The organism is Polaromonas sp. (genome assembly GCF_031411155.1).
Lineage (GTDB): Bacteria > Pseudomonadota > Gammaproteobacteria > Burkholderiales > Burkholderiaceae_C > Polaromonas.
The window spans coordinates 1-14,991 of sequence record NZ_JANOAL010000122.1 but is presented as its reverse complement, the minus strand read 5'-3'; the positions used below and the strand labels follow the sequence as shown (position 1 = coordinate 14,991).

The following is a 14,991-nucleotide window of genomic DNA, read 5'->3' as shown; positions in this document are numbered from 1 at the left end:
GCCATCGACCTGGCCCAGGTGCTGCGCTCGGTGGCGCTGGACCTGTCGCCGCTGATCGCCGAGAAAGACATCGACTTTGACATCGAAACCGTCAGCGCACCCATCGCATCGCATGAATGGATGCTGGGCGAGCTGGCGCGCAACCTGCTGCACAACGCCATCAAGCACACACCGCCCGGCGGTCAGCTGGGCGTGCGCATCACCCGGGACGCGCGCTACGCGGCGCTGACCCTCAGCGATGGCGGCCCCGGCATCTCGGCCGAGCTGTCGGCGCGCCTGTACCAGCCTTTTTCGGCCGGCAATGTGCGCCATGGCTCGGGGCTGGGCCTGGCGATATGCCGCGAGATCACGCAGGCGCTGGGCGGCAGCATTTCGCTGGAAAACCGGACCGTCCACGGACAAATCACCGGGCTCGATGCGGTGGTTCGCCTGCCCTTGTTCCGGGAGGTTCAAAATACCGATTAATGGACAAACTACGCATCGACAAATGGTTGTGGGCCGCCCGGTTTTACAAAACCCGGTCGCTGGCCGTGGAAGAAATCAACAAGGGGCGGGTGCGCGTGAATGACCAGGAGGCCAAGCCGGCGCGCGAGATCAAGGTCGGCGACACGGTGGCGCTGCGGCAGGGTCCGGTGATTCGCACCCTGGTGGTGCGCGGCATCAGCAGCCAGCGCGGCAGCGCGCCGGTGGCGCAGCAGCTGTATGAAGAAACCGAAGAGAGTCTGCGTCTCAAGGCCCTGGCCGCCGAGCAGCGCCGCCTCGGCCAGGACCCGGCCAGCAGCCAGGAGCAGGGTCGCCCGACCAAGCGCGACCGCAGGGACATCGAGAAAGCGCAGGACCGGGCCTGGAACAGCCGCTGGAGCGCTTCCAGCGACTAAGCGCCGCGCGTCGGTTTGCTATGTTTTTAATAGCTAACCATGCTTGCATTACCTGGGCTAGAGGCCAATTTCACCAGAAAACAGGCATCTTCAGGCCTTCGGCAGCGTCTCCCACCAGCGCGGGCCAAACCGGCCCTGCAAAAACGCGATCAGCACCTGCACCTTGCCGGGCACGAGTTTGGGCGAGGGAAAGACGGCGTGAATCTCCTGCTCGGGCAGGCCATGGTCTTTCAGCACCTCCACCACCTGCCCGGTCGCCAGCGAGTCGCTCGCCACATAGCGCGGCATGGCGGCGATGCCCAGGCCATTGCGCGTCGCGGCCAGCACCGCGGACAGGTTGTTGGAGCGCAGCCGGGTCGACATGCGCACCGTTTCGGTTTCGCCGCCCGGCGTGACGAGCCGCCAGACATCGTCACCGAGCACGCTGCTGTAGATCAGCGCGGCGTGCGTGGCCAGATCAGCGGTGTTGCGCGGCGTGCCGTGTTGCTTCAGGTAGGCGGGCGACGCCACCATGGCCCAGGGATTCATGCCCAGAAAGCGCGCGCCCAGCGTGGAATCCGCCAGCTTGCCCATGCGTATCGCCACGTCGATGCCCTGCGCCACCAGGTCGGTGTAACGGTCTTCAAAGCTCAGGTCCAGGCTTACCTGCGGATGGTGGGCCATGAAATCGAGGGTTAGCGGCACGACGACGCGGCGGCCAAACGCCACCGAAGTGCCTATGCGCAGCAAGCCCTGGGCCTGCGACTGGCGCAGCCGCACGATGTTGTCGGCCTCCTCGGCCTCGCGCACCACAATCTTGCATTTCTCGTAGTACAGCGCGCCGGATTCCGTCAGGCTGACGCCGCGCGTGTTGCGGTTGAGCAGCCGCACCTTGAGGCGGTCCTCGATGGCCGCCACCTGCTTGGTCACGGTGGGCTGGGTGGTCGCGAATTCGCGCGCGGCCTTGGAGAAGCTGCCGGTCTCCACCACCCGCACAAACATGTGCATAGCCTGCAATCTGTCCATGGCGCCATCATAGCCAACTATTCCATTCAGGAATAAGTTTTATGGCCCGCAGCTGTCTTCTGTGCAGGTCGATTGATCCCTACAGTCCATCATCAACACAGGAGATCTACACATGGCAAAAATGACAGCCGCCCAGGCCGCCGTCTGGGTGATGGAAAAAGAAGGCATTACGCAGGCGTTCGGCATTCCCGGCGCGGCAATCAACCCCTTGTACTCGGCGCTGCGCAAGCAGGGCACGATCAGCCACATCCTGGCGCGCCACGTCGAGGGCGCCTCGCACATGGCCGAAGGCTATACCCGGGCCTGCCCCGGCAACATCGGCGTCTGCATTGGCACTTCGGGTCCGGCCGGCACCGACATGATCACCGGCCTGTATTCGGCCCAGGCCGATTCGATTCCGATTCTCTGCATCACCGGCCAGGCGCCGCGCGCCCGCCTCTACAAGGAAGACTTCCAGGCGGTGGACATCGAGTCGATCTCCAAGCCGGTCACCAAATGGTCGGTCACCGTGCGCGAGCCGGCCCAGGTGCCGCGCGTCTTTCAGCAGGCTTTTCACCTGATGCGCTCCGGCCGGCCCGGCCCGGTGCTGATCGACCTGCCCTTCGACGTGCAGATGGCCGAGATCGAGTTCGACCCCGACACCTACTCGCCGCTGCTGGTTTACAAGCCGGCCGCGACCCGCGCGCAGATCGAAAAAGCGCTGACCATGCTCAACGAGTCCGAGCGGCCGCTGCTGGTGGCCGGTGGCGGCATCATCAATGCCAATGCGTCGGAAGCGCTGGTGCAACTGGCCGAGATCACCGGTATCCCGGTGATTCCGACCCTGATGGGCTGGGGCACCATTCCCGACAACCACCCGCTGATGGCGGGCATGTGCGGCCTGCAAACCAGCCACCGCTATGGCAATGCCACCATGCTGGAGTCCGACTTCGTGATGGGCATTGGCAACCGCTGGGCCAACCGCCACACCGGCTCGGTCGAGGTCTACACCAAGGGCCGGAAATTTGTGCATGTGGACATCGAGCCGACGCAGATTGGCCGCGTCTTTTCGCCCGACTACGGCATTGTTTCGGACGCCAAGATTGCGCTGGACCTGTTCGTGCAGGTGGCGCAAGAGATGAAGGCAGATGGCCGTCTCAAGGACCGCAGCGCCTGGGTCGCGCAGTGCCAGGAGCGCAAGCGCACCCTGCTGCGCAAGACCAATTTCGACAGCGTGCCGATGAAACCGCAGCGCGTCTACCAGTGCATGAACAATGCGTTTGACGACAGCACCTGCTATGTGTCAACCATCGGCCTGTCGCAAATCGCAGCCGCGCAGTTCCTGCATGTCTACAAGCCCCGCAACTGGATCAACTGCGGCCAGGCCGGCCCGCTGGGATGGACCATTCCTGCCGCGCTGGGCGTGCGCGCCGCTGACCCGACGCGCAAAATCGTCGCGCTGTCGGGCGACTACGACTTCCAGTTCATGATCGAGGAACTGGCGGTGGGCGCGCAGTTCAAGTTGCCCTATATTCACATCGTGGTCAACAACTCCTACCTCGGCCTGATTCGCCAGAGCCAGCGCGGCTTCGAAATGGATTACTGCGTGCAGCTGGGCTTTGACAACATCAACACCCCCGAGGAAGAGGTGGCGGTCCAGGGCTACGGCGTCGATCACCTCAAGGTGGTCGAAGGCCTGGGTTGCAAGGCGCTGCGCGTGTACAAGCAGGAAGAAATGGCCCCGGCGATCAAGCAGGCCGAGGCCTGGATGAAGGAGTTCCAGGTGCCGGTGGTGATCGAGGTCATCCTGGAGCGCGTCACCAATATTGCGATGGGGACCGAAATCAACAACATCACCGAGTTTGAAGAGCTCGCCGTGAGCAAGGCCGATGCGCCCACCGCGATCGCCTGCAGCCTGCTCGACTAAAGGACATCCGATGCCAAAATTTGCCGCCAACCTCACCATGCTGTTTACCGAGGTGCCCTTCATGGAGCGCTTCGCGGCCGCCCGCGCTGCCGGCTTCGAGGCCGTGGAGTACCTGTTTCCGTATGCCTACAGCCAGGCCGAACTGGCCGCCGCGCTGAAAGCCCATGGGCTCAAGCAGGTGCTGCACAACCTGCCGGCCGGCAACTGGGATGCCGGCGAGCGCGGCATTGCCTGCCACCCCGACCGCGTCAGCGAATTTCGCGAAGGCGTGGCACAGGCCATCGGCTACGCGACAGCGCTGGGCTGCCCGAAAGTCAATTGCCTGGCCGGAAAAATCCCGCCGGGCGTGGATGCCGCGACGGCGCACGGCACGCTGGTGAGCAACCTCAAGTTTGCCGCCGCAGAACTGAAGGCCGCAGGCATTCGCCTGCTGATCGAGCCCATCAACAGCTACGACATCCCCGGCTTCTTTCTGACGCGCACCGCGCAGGCGCTGGCCATTCTGGATGAAGTGGGTTCGGACAACCTGTTTGTGCAGTACGACATCTACCACGCCCAACGCATGGAAGGCGAGCTGGGCAATACCCTGCAAAACCACCTGGGCCGCATCGGCCACATCCAGCTGGCCGACAACCCGGGGCGCAACGAGCCCGGCACCGGCGAGATCAACTACGCCTGGTTGTTCCGTCATATCGATGCCATCGGCTATACCGGCTGGATCGGCTGCGAATACAAACCCAAGACAACCAGCGCCGAAGGACTCGGCTGGATCAGGCAACTCACGCAATAAGGCAGACACAAAAATGACCAAATCAGGACTCAAACTGGGCTTTATCGGCCTGGGCATCATGGGTGCGCCCATGGCCGGCCACCTGCTCAAGGCGGGCCACATGCTGTTCGTCAACACCCGCAGCAAGATTCCGGCCGATCTGGCCGAGGGCGGCGCCACCATCTGCACCACGGCACAAGGCGTGGCCGAGCGCGCCGACATTATTTTCCTGATGCTGCCCGACACACCGGATGTAGAGACCGTGCTGTTTGGCGAGGGCGGGGTGGCGGCCGGCTTGAGCGCGGGCAAGACGGTGGTCGACTGCAGCTCCATCGACCCGATTGCGACCCGAAGCTTCGGGCAGAAAATCAAGGACCTGGGCTGCGACTACCTTGACGCCCCGGTGTCGGGTGGAGAAGTCGGCGCCAAGGCTGCCAGCCTGACCATCATGGTCGGTGCCGACCAGCCGGTGTTTGAGCGCATCAAACCGCTGTTTGAACTGATGGGCAAGAACATCACGCGGGTCGGCGGCGTCGGCGATGGCCAGGTCTGCAAGGTCGCCAACCAGATCATCGTGGCGCTCAATATTGCGGCGGTCAGCGAAGCGCTGGTGTTTGCCTCCAAGGCCGGCGCCGACCCGGCGCGGGTGCGCGAGGCCCTGATGGGCGGCTTTGCCGCCTCACGCATTCTTGAAGTCCATGGCGAGCGCATGATCAAGCGCACTTTCGCGCCGGGCTTTCGCATCGCGCTGCACCAGAAGGATCTGAACCTGGCCCTTCAAAGCGCGCGCGCACTGTCGGTGGCCCTGCCGCAAACGGCGGGCGCGGCCCAGCTGATGCAGTCCTGCGCGGCCCTGGGCCACGGCCAGGCGGACCACTCGGCCCTGGTGCGTGCGCTGGAAAACATGGCCCAGCACCAGGTCACGCCTGATGCTTGACGCAAGCGCACCCTAAAGAAAACGCTCCAGCAAGCGACGTGAGGCGCGGTCCAGCGCACTCATGTCGCGCACGCTGTACTGCACGCCCTGGCTGCCGGCGATCAGCAGCGCGGTGCGCCCCAGGCGGCGAATGTCGTCCTCTCCCTTGAGCACAAACGAGGTGTCACCGCGGTCGGTCTTGACCGTCCAGATGCTGGGCGTGGCGAAGGTCGAGACACTCTGAAGCTGCAGTATCTCGGGCACAAAATCCCTGAGCGCCAGCTCCTCCTGCAAAAGCATTCGCGGCGCGGCGGGCAAGGCCTGCAAGTCGTCTATCCAGGCCAGCTCATGGCCTTCGGCACTGACCAGCGAAACGCCTTCGTCGGGCGCGGCCAGCGGAAAGGCGCGCACCGGCACCACGCCCTCATGCCGGTCGCCGTTGTCGGCAATGAACAGCAGCCGGCCCGAAGCCAGCCGCTGCAACTGGAAAGCCGGTGGCGGCAAAGCGCCGGAATCGGAGAGGGTGAGATCGTTGCTCATGGGTTGCCTGCGTGTTGGGCGGTGTGGGCCAGCTGCGAGGTCGCCAGTGCAATGCGGCTGTCGTCATCGGTCGTCTCGCCGTCCTCGGTATCGACCTGGCGGGCCTGGGCCTCATACAGCCGCCAGTAAGCACCCTGCCTGGCCATCAGCTCGTCGTGCGGGCCGACCTCGACCACCTGGCCGCGGTCCATCACCACCAGCCGGTCGGCCTTGCGCAGGGTGGAGAGGCGGTGCGCAATCGCGATCGTGGTGCGGCCCTGCACCAGGTTGTCAAGGGCGCGCTGGATTTCCTTTTCGGTCTCGGTATCGACCGACGAGGTCGCTTCATCCATGATCAGGATGCGCGGGTCAATCAGCAAGGCGCGTGCAATCGAAATGCGCTGGCGCTCGCCGCCCGACAGGCCCTGGCCGCGCTCACCCACCAGCGAGTCATAGCCCTGCGGTAGCCGCAGGATGAATTCATGGGCATGGGCGGCGCGGGCGGCCGACACGATCTCGGCCCGCGTGGCGCCGGGTTTGCCGTAGGCGATGTTCTCGGCAATCGTGCCAAAAAACAAAAACGGTTCCTGCAGCACCAGGCCGATGTGGCGCCGATAGTCGGCCACGGCAAAGCGCCGGATATCGATGCCGTCGACTTGAATGGCGCCATCGCTCACATCGTAAAAACGGCAGATCAGATTGACCAGCGTGCTTTTGCCGGAGCCGCTGTGGCCGACCAGGCCAATCATTTCGCCGGGCAGAATTTGCAGATCGAGCCCGCGAATGACGGAGCGGTTGCCATAGCGAAAGCCCAGGCTCTTCATGTCGATGCGGCCCTGCAGCGCGCCAATTTTGACCGGCTGCGCGGGTTCGGGCACGTTGGAGACATGATCCAGAATGTCAAAAATCCGCTTGGCCCCGGCGGCGGCTTTTTGCGTGACCGAGACAATGCGGCTCATGGAATCAAGCCGGGTGTAGAAGCGGCCAATGTAGGCAATAAAGGCCGTCAGCACCCCCACGGTAATTTGCTGCTTCGACACCAGCCAGATGCCGAAGGCCCAGACCACCAGCAGGCCAACCTCCGTCAGCAGCGACACCGTCGGCGTGAACAGCGACCAGGTCTTGTTGAGCTTGTCATTGACCGCCAGGTTGTGCTGGTTAACCTCGCGAAAGCGCTGGGCTTCGCGCTTTTCCTGGGCAAAGGCCTTGACCACCCGAATGCCGGGAATGGTGTCGGCCAGCACATTGGTCACATCGGACCAGACCCGGTCGATCTTCTCGAACCCGGTGCGCAGCTTGTCGCGCACCACATGAATCATCCAGCCAATAAACGGCAGCGGCAACAAGGTCACCAGCGCCAGCCAGGGGTTGATCGAAAACAGGATCGCGGCGGTCATGATGATCATCAGCACATCGGTGGCAAAGTCCAGCGCATGCAGCGACAAAAACACGCAGATGCGGTCGGTCTCGGAGCCGATGCGCGACATCAGGTCACCGGTGCGCTTGCCGCCAAAATAGTCGAGCGACAGCTTCAGCAGGTGGTCAAAGGTGGCGGTCCGCAGGTCGGCGCCTATGCGCTCGGACACCAGCGCCAGCAGATAGGTCCGCGCCCAGTTCAGGGCCCAGCCCAGCACGGCAGCGCCGAGCAGGCCGCCCAGAATCGCCGCGACCTTCCAGGTTTCGATCTGCTGGCCGTTCTGGAACGGAATCAGGATGTCGTCCATCAGCGGAATGGTCAGGTAAGGCGGCACCAGCGTGGCGGCGGTGGAGGCCAGCGTCAGCAAAAACCCCGACAGCAGCTGAAACCGGTAGGGTCGGGCAAAGCGCCACAAGCGCAGCAGCACCCAGGTGGAAGGCGGGGTATGCAGTGCGCGGGCACAGGCCGGGCATTCCTCGCTGTCGGGCGGCAGCGGCAGACCGCATTCGGGGCACAGTCCCGGTTCGGGGCCGGCGTCCAGGTCTCCGACCCGCCGGCTGGCCTGCCGCAGCGCAAACAGCCGCACCAGCCGCAGCGCCTGCGGGTTGCTGCCCAGGGTAAAGCGCCAGCTGGCCAGCCGCTGATTTTCGTCATGAAGCTCAAGGGTGCCAACCCCCGCATGGTCAAAATGGCGCAGTTCCAGCCCTTGCGCCGGGATGCCGGAGGCGTCCAGCACCGGCCAACCGGTCCAGTCGCCGTCGGCGCCGCAGGCCAGCAGCCGGCGGTCGGTCAAGGCCAGCAGCCCCTGGGCAAAACGAAGTTGCGCGTCCAGGTCAACCACCAGGGTGGCCAGGACGTTCTCTTGGGCTGCGAGCTGCGAGCGAAGCCCTGCCAGTGCAGGGTCGGTGAGGCTGGCGTCGCTGGAGGGGTCAAGCGGAAGCGGGTGTTGCATTGTGTTTTTAAGTTCCTGAGCAGGGATTTTCGCTTAAAGCCAAGCCGCGTCGCCCTTATGCTCAGACCCTGTTGCCCCGAAATGTCCCCAAAATCTCCCCATAGGCCCCGAAAGTTTTTCAAGCCCTCCCTGCCCTTTACCGGCCCCAAACCCCGCTTACGACAGCCATCGCCGCCCCGATGCGGACCAGACCGGAATCAAAACGTTACAACGGCCGGCCCTGAAAGCCGATAACTGCCGACAATCGGCCGAATACCTTGCACCCCATGAGCAAACAGGACGACATCAAGCTGCTGCGCATCAACTACCTGCGCGGACCCAACATCTGGACCTACCGATCCGCGCTGGAGGTGTGGCTGGACCTGGGGCCGCTGGAAGACTTTCCGAGCAACCTGCTGCCCGGCTTCAATGATCGCCTGGTCGCGCTACTGCCCGCATTGCTTGAGCACCACTGCGGCGTCGGCGAGCCTGGCGGTTTTATGGAGCGCCTGCTGGATGGCACCTGGCTCGGTCATGTGCTGGAGCATGTGGTGATCGAACTGCTGAACCTGGCCGACATGCCGACCGGCTTTGGCCAGACCCGCAGCACCTCGCAGCGCGGCGTCTACCGCATGGTGTTCAGGGCCCGTGACGAGCAGGTCGCCCGCACCGCGCTGGCCGAGGGCCACCGGCTGCTGATGGCCGCCATCAACAACACGCCTTACGACGCGGCCGACGTCCAGGCTGCGGCCCAGAAAATCCGCGCCAAGGTGGATGACTGCTACATCGGCCCGAGCACGGCTGCCATCGTGGCGGCGGCCACCGCCAGGCGCATTCCGCACATTCGCCTGAACGAGGGCAACCTGGTGCAACTGGGCTACGGCGCTAGCCAGCGCCGCATCTGGACCGCCGAAACCGACCTGACCAGCGCCATTGCCGAGGGCATCGCCCACGACAAGGACCTGACCAAGAGCCTGCTGGCCACCTGCGGCGCGCCGGTGCCCGAGGGCGAAATTGTCAACAGCCCGCAAGAGGCCTGGGAAGCCGCGCAGGACATCGGCCTGCCGGTGGTGGTCAAGCCGACCGACGGCAACCATGGCCGCGGTGTCTCGCTGGACCTGAAAACCCGCGAGGAAGTGCAGGCCGCCTTTCATGTCGCCGCGCCGCAGGGTAGCGACGTGATGGTGGAGCGTTTTGTGCGCGGCCACGAGCACCGGCTGCTGGTAGTCGGCGGGCGGGTGGTGGCGGCGGCGCGCGGCGAAACCGCCTCGGTCGTTGGCGACGGCATTTCCACCGTCGTGCAGCTGGTGGACGCCCAGCTCAACACCGACCCGCGGCGCGGCGCCGAGGAAGATTTCCCGCTGAGCCGCATCGAAATTTCCCAGGACGAGGCCATCGTGCTGGATCTGCAGCGCCAGGGCCTGACGTCCGAGGCGATACCGGCTGCGGGCCGCGAAGTGCTGATCCAGCGCAACGGCAATGTCGCCATCGACTGCACCGATGAAGTGCATCCCGAGGTCGACCACATCGTGTCGCTGGCCGCCCGCGTGGTGGGCCTGGACATTGCGGGCGTGGATGTGGTGGCGCAAGACATTTCCAAACCACTGCATGCGCAGGGCGGCGCGATTGTCGAGGTCAACGCCGGCCCCGGCCTGCTGATGCACCTCAAGCCCGCGCAGGGCTCGCCGCGTCCGGTGGGCCGAGCCATCTGCGACCACCTGTTCCCCGACACCGCTGACAACCGGCTCCAGGGCCGCATTCCCATCGTCGGCATCGCCGGCTCGGTGGGCAGCCAGCAAGTGGCGCGCCTGGTGGCCTGGCTGCTGCATCTGTCGGGTCGCTACACCGGCCTGGCCTGCAGCAGCGGCCTGTTTCTGGACCAGCGCTGCGTGGACAGTGCCGACAGCGCCCATTGGGAAGCCGGCCAGCGCCTGCTGATCAACCGCAACGTGCAGGCCGCCGTGTTTGAAAACGGCGCCGAAATGATCTTGCGCAGCGGGCTGGCCTACGACCGCTGCGAAGTCGGCGTGGTCACCGACCTGGGCGGCGCTGCCGGCCTGGCCGAATTCGACATCACCAAAGACGAACAGATGTTCAAGGTCTTGCGCTCGCAGGTGGACGTCGTGCTGCCCGGCGGCGCGGCCGTGCTCAATGCCGCCCATGCCGACGTGGTCGAGATGCAGTCGCTGTGCGACGGCGAAGTCATTTTCTACGGCACCGACCCGAAAACCGCCGCCATTGCCGCGCATTGCGACGCGGGCGGGCGCGCCGTGCTGGTGCGGCAGGACCAGGTGGTGCTGGCCACCGGCGGCAGCGAAACCTTTTTGCCCGGCCTGGGCAAGCTGGCGCTGTGGCGCGGCAAGCACCCAAAACACGCGCTGCCGGACGACACCCTGCTGGCGGCCATAGCTGCGGCCTGGGCGCTGGGCATTCCGCTCAATTTGATTGGCGCCGGCATCGAGGCCTACAACCCGGAAAAATCCCCCGAACAACCTGCCGGGAGGGCAGCGTAATGGAAGTCTCCCGCATCCGGGCCCTGCGCGGGCCCAATCTCTGGAGCCGCCACACGGCCCTCGAAGCCATCGTCGCCTGCACGCCCGGCGAACGCGCCGTTGAGGCTCTGCCCGGCTTCGAGCCGCGCGTGCGCGCCCTGTTTCCCGGCATGGGTGCACTGCGTCAAACGAATCATGGCGGCCCGGTCTCGCTGGCACATGTGCTGGAAGCGGCGGCACTGGCCCTGCAGGCAGCCGCCGGTTGTCCGGTCACCTTCAGCAACACCGCCAGCACGGTAGAGCCGGGCACCTACCAGGTGGTGGTCGAATACAGCGAGGAAGCCGTCGGCCGGCTGGCGCTGGAGCTGGCGCAGGCGCTGGTCCATGCGGCGCTGCTTGACAACAGCTTTGACCTCGACGCCGCCATTGCCCAACTGCGCGACCTCGACGAAGACGAACGCCTGGGCCCCAGCACCGGCGCGATTGTCGATGCGGCCGTGGCGCGCGGCATTCCGTACCGGCGCCTGACCCAGGGCAGCCTCGTGCAGTTTGGCTGGGGCTCGCGCCAGCGCCGCATCCAGGCGGCCGAACTCGACGCCACCAGCGCCGTAGCCGAAGCGATTGCGCAGGACAAGGACCTCACCAAAAAACTGCTGCGCGCCGCCGGTGTGCCAGTGCCCATGGGCGGCCCCGTCAGCGATATCGACGATGCCTGGCGCCTGGCGCAGCAAATTGGCCTGCCGGTGGCGGTCAAACCACAAGACGGCAATCAGGGCAAGGGCGTCACCGTCAATGTTGCCAGCCGTGAGCACCTTGAAATCGCCTACCGCGCCGCCGCCGAGCATGGCGAGGTCATGGTCGAAAAGTTCCTGCCCGGCAGCGATTTCCGCCTGCTGGTGGTGGGCAACAAACTGGTGGCGGCCTCGCGGCGCGACCCGCCGCAGGTGGTGGGCGACGGCCTGCACAGCGTGCGCGAGCTGGTCGATATCGTCAACCAGGACCCCAGGCGCGGCGAAGGCCATGCCACCTCGCTCACCAAAATCCGTTTTGACGACATCGCCGTGGCCCGCCTCGATGCGCAGGGCCTGACGCCCGAATCGATTCCCGTCAAGGGGCAGCGCGTCATCCTGCGCAACAACGCCAACCTGAGCACCGGCGGCACCGCCACCGATGTGACCGACGACGTGCACCCGGCCGTGGCGGCCCGCGCCGTGGCGGCGGCGCAGATGGTGGGCCTGCACATCTGCGGCGTCGATGTGGTGTGTGAAAGCCTGCTGCGCCCGCTGGAATCGCAAAGCGGCGGTGTGGTCGAAGTCAATGCCGCGCCCGGCCTGCGCATGCACCTCTCGCCGTCGTATGGCAAGGGCCGTGCCGTGGGGGTGGCCATGATCAACGAGCTGTTTGCGGCCCATGAAACCGGCCGCGTGCCGGTGATTGCCGTGACCGGCACCAATGGCAAGACCACCACCACGCGACTGATTGCCCATTTGCTGGCCGCCAGCGGCCTGCGCACTGGCATGACCAATACCGACGGCGTCTGGGTCAATGGCCGGCAGACCGACAGCGGCGACTGCAGCGGCCCCAAAAGCGCCCGCAACGTGCTGATGCACCCCGACGTCGACGCCGCCGTGTTTGAAATCGCGCGCGGCGGCGTGCTGCGCGAAGGCCTGGGCTTTGACCGCTGCGAAGTCGCCGTCGTCACCAACGTCGGCAGCGGCGACCACCTGGGGCTGAACTACATCACCACGGTGGAAGACCTGGCGGTGCTCAAGCGGGTGATTGTGCAAAACGTGGCGCCCACCGGCTACGCGGTGCTCAATGCCGCCGACCCCATCGTGGCCGACATGGCCGCCAGTTGCCCCGGCAAGGTGATCTTTTTTGCCGCCGACCGCCACCACCCCATCATGGCCACGCACCGCGCGCAGGGCCATCGCGTGGTGTACGTCAACGGCGACATGCTGGTCGCCGCCGAAGGCGCGCGGGTCGAGCGCATTGCGCTGCAGGGCATTGCCATCACGCGCGGCGGCAGCATTGGGTTTCAGGTTGAAAACGCCATGGCCGCCGTGGCGGCGGCCTGGGCCGCCGGCATCAACTGGGACACGCTGAAAAGCGGCCTGGCCAGCTTTGTCAACGACTCCCACAACGCACCCGGCCGTTTCAACGTCATGGACTACGGTGGTGCCACCGTGATTGCCGACTATGGCCACAACCCCGACGCCATGCGCGCGCTGGTGGCGGCGGTCGATGCCATGCCGGTCACGCCCGGCCAGCGCCGCAGCGTGGTGATCAGCGGTGCCGGTGACCGCCGGGATTGCGACATCCGCGACCAGACCGTGATTCTGGGCGCCGCGTTTGACGACGTGATTCTGTACCAGGACGCGGCCCAGCGCGGCCGCGCCGACGGCGAGGTGATGCGCCTGCTGCGTGATGGCCTGAGCGCCGCCAGCCGCACCACGCGCATCGACGAAATCCGTGGCGAATTCCTGGCCATCGACACCGCGCTCGCGCGCCTGCAGCCCGGTGATCTGTGCCTGGTGCTGGTGGACCAGGTGCAACAAGCGCTGGACCATCTGGCGCTGCGGGTCAAGCCAGTCCAGGCCAGCACGGCCTAAACCGGCGCTCGCAACGGCGGGCAGCCTCCAAAATGGCTGCCGCAACCTGTATTTGCCTTCATAAAACCGGTCCGCAGGGCACGCCAGCGGCCCGGCCTGGGTTCAGGTCGCGGGTTTGTCGCTGGGCGCCTTCAGGTTGGCCTTCAGGTCCGCGCTCATGGGCAGATTCAGCACCACGCCCTTGGGCGGAATCGGTGACATGAACCACTTGTCATAAAGCTTGCCGAACTCGCCCGACTTCATCATGCGGGTAATGGTGCCGTCCACCAGCTTTTTGAATTCCGGGTCGTCCTTGCGCAGCATGCAGCCGTAGGGCTCCACCTGCAGCGAGTCACCCACCACCTCCAGCGACGCCGGGTTCTTGGAGTTGGCCATCAGCCCGAACAGCAAAATATCGTCCATCGCAAAGGCCACGGCGCGGTCGTTTTCCACCAGCAGCAGCGAGTCGTCATGGTCCTTGCCCAGAATCAGCTGCATGTCGAGGTTTTTATCGGCGCTGTACTTGCGAATCACCTGCGCGTTGGTGGTGCCAGTGGTGCTGGCCACGGTTTTCTTGGCCAGGTCGGCGTAGTTCTTGATGCCCGAGCTTTTCTTGGCCAGCAGCCGTGTGCCGGTGAAAAAATGGCTGATGGCAAAGGTCACGTCCTTGCCGCGCGCGCTGTTGTTGGTGGTCGAGCCGCACTCCAGGTCATAGGTGCCATTGACCAGCAGCGGAATCCGGTTTTGCGAGGTCACCGGCGTGTAGGCCACTTCCAGGTTCGGTTTTTTCAGCTTCTTGCGCACGTCGTCAATGATGGCTTCTGTCAGTTCCACCGAAAAGCCGACCGCTGTCTTGGAACCGATCAGGTAGCTGAAAGGCACCGAGGCCTCGCGGTAAGACACGATGATCTTGTTGCCGTCGGCAATCTTTTTAAGCGTCTGGGCGCCGGCCGTGGTGGCCAGGCCAGCCGTCAGCAGCAGCGCAGCGGTCAGGGTCGAGAGTTTCATGCACATCCTTTCGGGAGCAGGTTGAAAAAATGTCAGCAGGCTGCAAAGGCCGCGCAGAAGCGCCAGCCGTGCATGGCCTTCATTTTGGCGCCAAGGCCCTTGGTGAGCCTCATGGGTTACCCACTGATTCTTTGCACGCATGTGAAGCCGCCAGCGTGTCGAGCCCGGTGCAGCCCCCCCGCAGAGGAAAGCACAGACGTAAAAAAGCCGCCCGAAGGCGGCTTTTTGTACTGGCGGAAACGGAGGGATTCGAACCCTCGATGAGGCTCTACACCCCATACTCCCTTAGCAGGGGAGCACCTTCGGCCACTCGGTCACGTTTCCAGTAAAGCGATTATCTCACGACTTCGGGGTCGATTTCACGCCGGTTTCAGGCCGCCGGCTGGTCCAGGTCAAAAGCCTTGTGCAGCGCGCGCACGGCCAACTCCATGTACTTTTCGTCAATCACGACCGAGGTCTTGATTTCGCTGGTGGAGATCATCTGGATGTTGATGCCCTCTTCGGCCAGCACGCGGAACATCTTGCTGGCGATGCCGACGTGGCTGCGCATGCCGATGCC

The 14,991-nt window shown here is 64.9% G+C and carries 12 protein-coding genes and 1 tRNA gene; 7 read left to right on the top strand and 6 right to left on the bottom strand.

Going from position 1 to position 14,991, the window contains the following annotated elements:
• Together RMO23_RS08505 and RMO23_RS08500 are read left to right on the top strand one after the other, a co-directional pair.
• Positions 1-465, top strand: a 465-nt coding sequence (locus tag RMO23_RS08505) for a sensor histidine kinase (RefSeq protein WP_309680461.1), incomplete at its 5' end; no start/stop codon positions are given.
• Positions 465-878 (top strand): RNA-binding S4 domain-containing protein, encoded by a 414-nt coding sequence (locus RMO23_RS08500; RefSeq protein ID WP_309680459.1) that lies wholly within the window; start codon positions 465-467, stop codon positions 876-878. The genes RMO23_RS08505 and RMO23_RS08500, both read left to right, overlap by 1 nt.
• A 90-nt stretch (positions 879-968) precedes the next feature.
• Here the strand turns inward: RMO23_RS08500 and RMO23_RS08495 are convergent, their stop codons facing one another.
• Complete coding sequence (locus RMO23_RS08495; RefSeq protein ID WP_309680457.1) at positions 969-1,883, bottom strand: LysR family transcriptional regulator; 915 nt, start codon at positions 1,881-1,883, stop codon at positions 969-971.
• Positions 1,884-1,995: 112 nt separating this feature from the next.
• On the opposite strand from RMO23_RS08495, the gene gcl reads away from it, so the two are divergent.
• Genes gcl through RMO23_RS08480 form a run of 3 tightly spaced genes read left to right on the top strand, consistent with a single transcriptional unit; the run spans position 1,996 to position 5,495 of the window.
• Positions 1,996-3,789: a glyoxylate carboligase gene (gcl, locus tag RMO23_RS08490; protein ID WP_309680455.1), complete on the top strand. Its 1,794-nt coding sequence runs from the start codon at positions 1,996-1,998 to the stop codon at positions 3,787-3,789.
• A gap of 10 nt (positions 3,790-3,799) precedes the next feature.
• Positions 3,800-4,579 carry a hydroxypyruvate isomerase gene (gene hyi, locus RMO23_RS08485; protein ID WP_309680453.1) on the top strand — a complete coding sequence of 260 codons (780 nt, stop codon included), beginning with the start codon at positions 3,800-3,802 and terminating at the stop codon, positions 4,577-4,579.
• Between the two features lie 13 nt (positions 4,580-4,592).
• On the top strand, positions 4,593-5,495 hold the full coding sequence (locus RMO23_RS08480) for a 2-hydroxy-3-oxopropionate reductase (protein WP_309680451.1): 903 nt from the start codon (positions 4,593-4,595) through the stop codon (positions 5,493-5,495).
• A 12-nt stretch (positions 5,496-5,507) separates the two neighbouring features.
• Here the strand turns inward: RMO23_RS08480 and RMO23_RS08475 are convergent, their stop codons facing one another.
• Complete coding sequence (locus tag RMO23_RS08475) at positions 5,508-6,014, bottom strand: DUF1854 domain-containing protein (RefSeq protein WP_309680449.1); 507 nt, start codon at positions 6,012-6,014, stop codon at positions 5,508-5,510.
• Complete coding sequence (locus RMO23_RS08470; protein ID WP_309680447.1) at positions 6,011-8,362, bottom strand: ABC transporter ATP-binding protein; 2,352 nt, start codon at positions 8,360-8,362, stop codon at positions 6,011-6,013. The genes RMO23_RS08475 and RMO23_RS08470 overlap by 4 nt, the downstream gene beginning before the upstream one ends.
• Before the next feature lie 266 nt (positions 8,363-8,628).
• Here RMO23_RS08470 and cphA (RMO23_RS08465) point away from each other — a divergent pair, with 266 nt between their 5' ends.
• Positions 8,629-10,854: a cyanophycin synthetase gene (gene cphA / locus RMO23_RS08465; protein ID WP_309680446.1), complete on the top strand. Its 2,226-nt coding sequence runs from the start codon at positions 8,629-8,631 to the stop codon at positions 10,852-10,854.
• Complete coding sequence (cphA, locus tag RMO23_RS08460; RefSeq protein WP_309680444.1) at positions 10,854-13,445, top strand: cyanophycin synthetase; 2,592 nt, start codon at positions 10,854-10,856, stop codon at positions 13,443-13,445. Before cphA (RMO23_RS08465) ends, cphA (RMO23_RS08460) begins: the two co-directional genes overlap by 1 nt.
• Positions 13,446-13,547: 102 nt before the next feature.
• Here the strand turns inward: cphA (RMO23_RS08460) and RMO23_RS08455 are convergent, their stop codons facing one another.
• The 3 genes from RMO23_RS08455 to RMO23_RS08445 all read right to left on the bottom strand — a co-directional run.
• Entirely contained in the window at positions 13,548-14,432 is an 885-nt protein-coding gene (locus RMO23_RS08455; RefSeq protein WP_309680442.1) for a transporter substrate-binding domain-containing protein, read from the bottom strand.
• 231 nt (positions 14,433-14,663) lie between these two features.
• A tRNA-Ser gene (locus tag RMO23_RS08450) sits at positions 14,664-14,756 on the bottom strand.
• 46 nt (positions 14,757-14,802) lie between these two features.
• Positions 14,803-14,991: ACT domain-containing protein (locus RMO23_RS08445; RefSeq protein ID WP_309680440.1), on the bottom strand; the 189-nt coding region annotated here is incomplete at its 5' end.

Bases quoted from the DNA above. Each gene is read 5' to 3' on its own strand.
- RMO23_RS08500 (WP_309680459.1), top strand. From the start codon at position 465: ATGGACAAACTACGCATCGACAAATGGTTGTGGGCCGCCCGGTTTTAC.
- RMO23_RS08495 (WP_309680457.1), bottom strand. From the start codon at position 1,883: ATGGACAGATTGCAGGCTATGCACATGTTTGTGCGGGTGGTGGAGACC.
- gcl (WP_309680455.1), top strand. From the start codon at position 1,996: ATGGCAAAAATGACAGCCGCCCAGGCCGCCGTCTGGGTGATGGAAAAA.
- hyi (WP_309680453.1), top strand. From the start codon at position 3,800: ATGCCAAAATTTGCCGCCAACCTCACCATGCTGTTTACCGAGGTGCCC.
- RMO23_RS08480 (WP_309680451.1), top strand. From the start codon at position 4,593: ATGACCAAATCAGGACTCAAACTGGGCTTTATCGGCCTGGGCATCATG.
- RMO23_RS08475 (WP_309680449.1), bottom strand. From the start codon at position 6,014: ATGAGCAACGATCTCACCCTCTCCGATTCCGGCGCTTTGCCGCCACCG.
- RMO23_RS08470 (WP_309680447.1), bottom strand. From the start codon at position 8,362: ATGCAACACCCGCTTCCGCTTGACCCCTCCAGCGACGCCAGCCTCACC.
- cphA (WP_309680446.1), top strand. From the start codon at position 8,629: ATGAGCAAACAGGACGACATCAAGCTGCTGCGCATCAACTACCTGCGC.
- cphA (WP_309680444.1), top strand. From the start codon at position 10,854: ATGGAAGTCTCCCGCATCCGGGCCCTGCGCGGGCCCAATCTCTGGAGC.
- RMO23_RS08455 (WP_309680442.1), bottom strand. From the start codon at position 14,432: ATGAAACTCTCGACCCTGACCGCTGCGCTGCTGCTGACGGCTGGCCTG.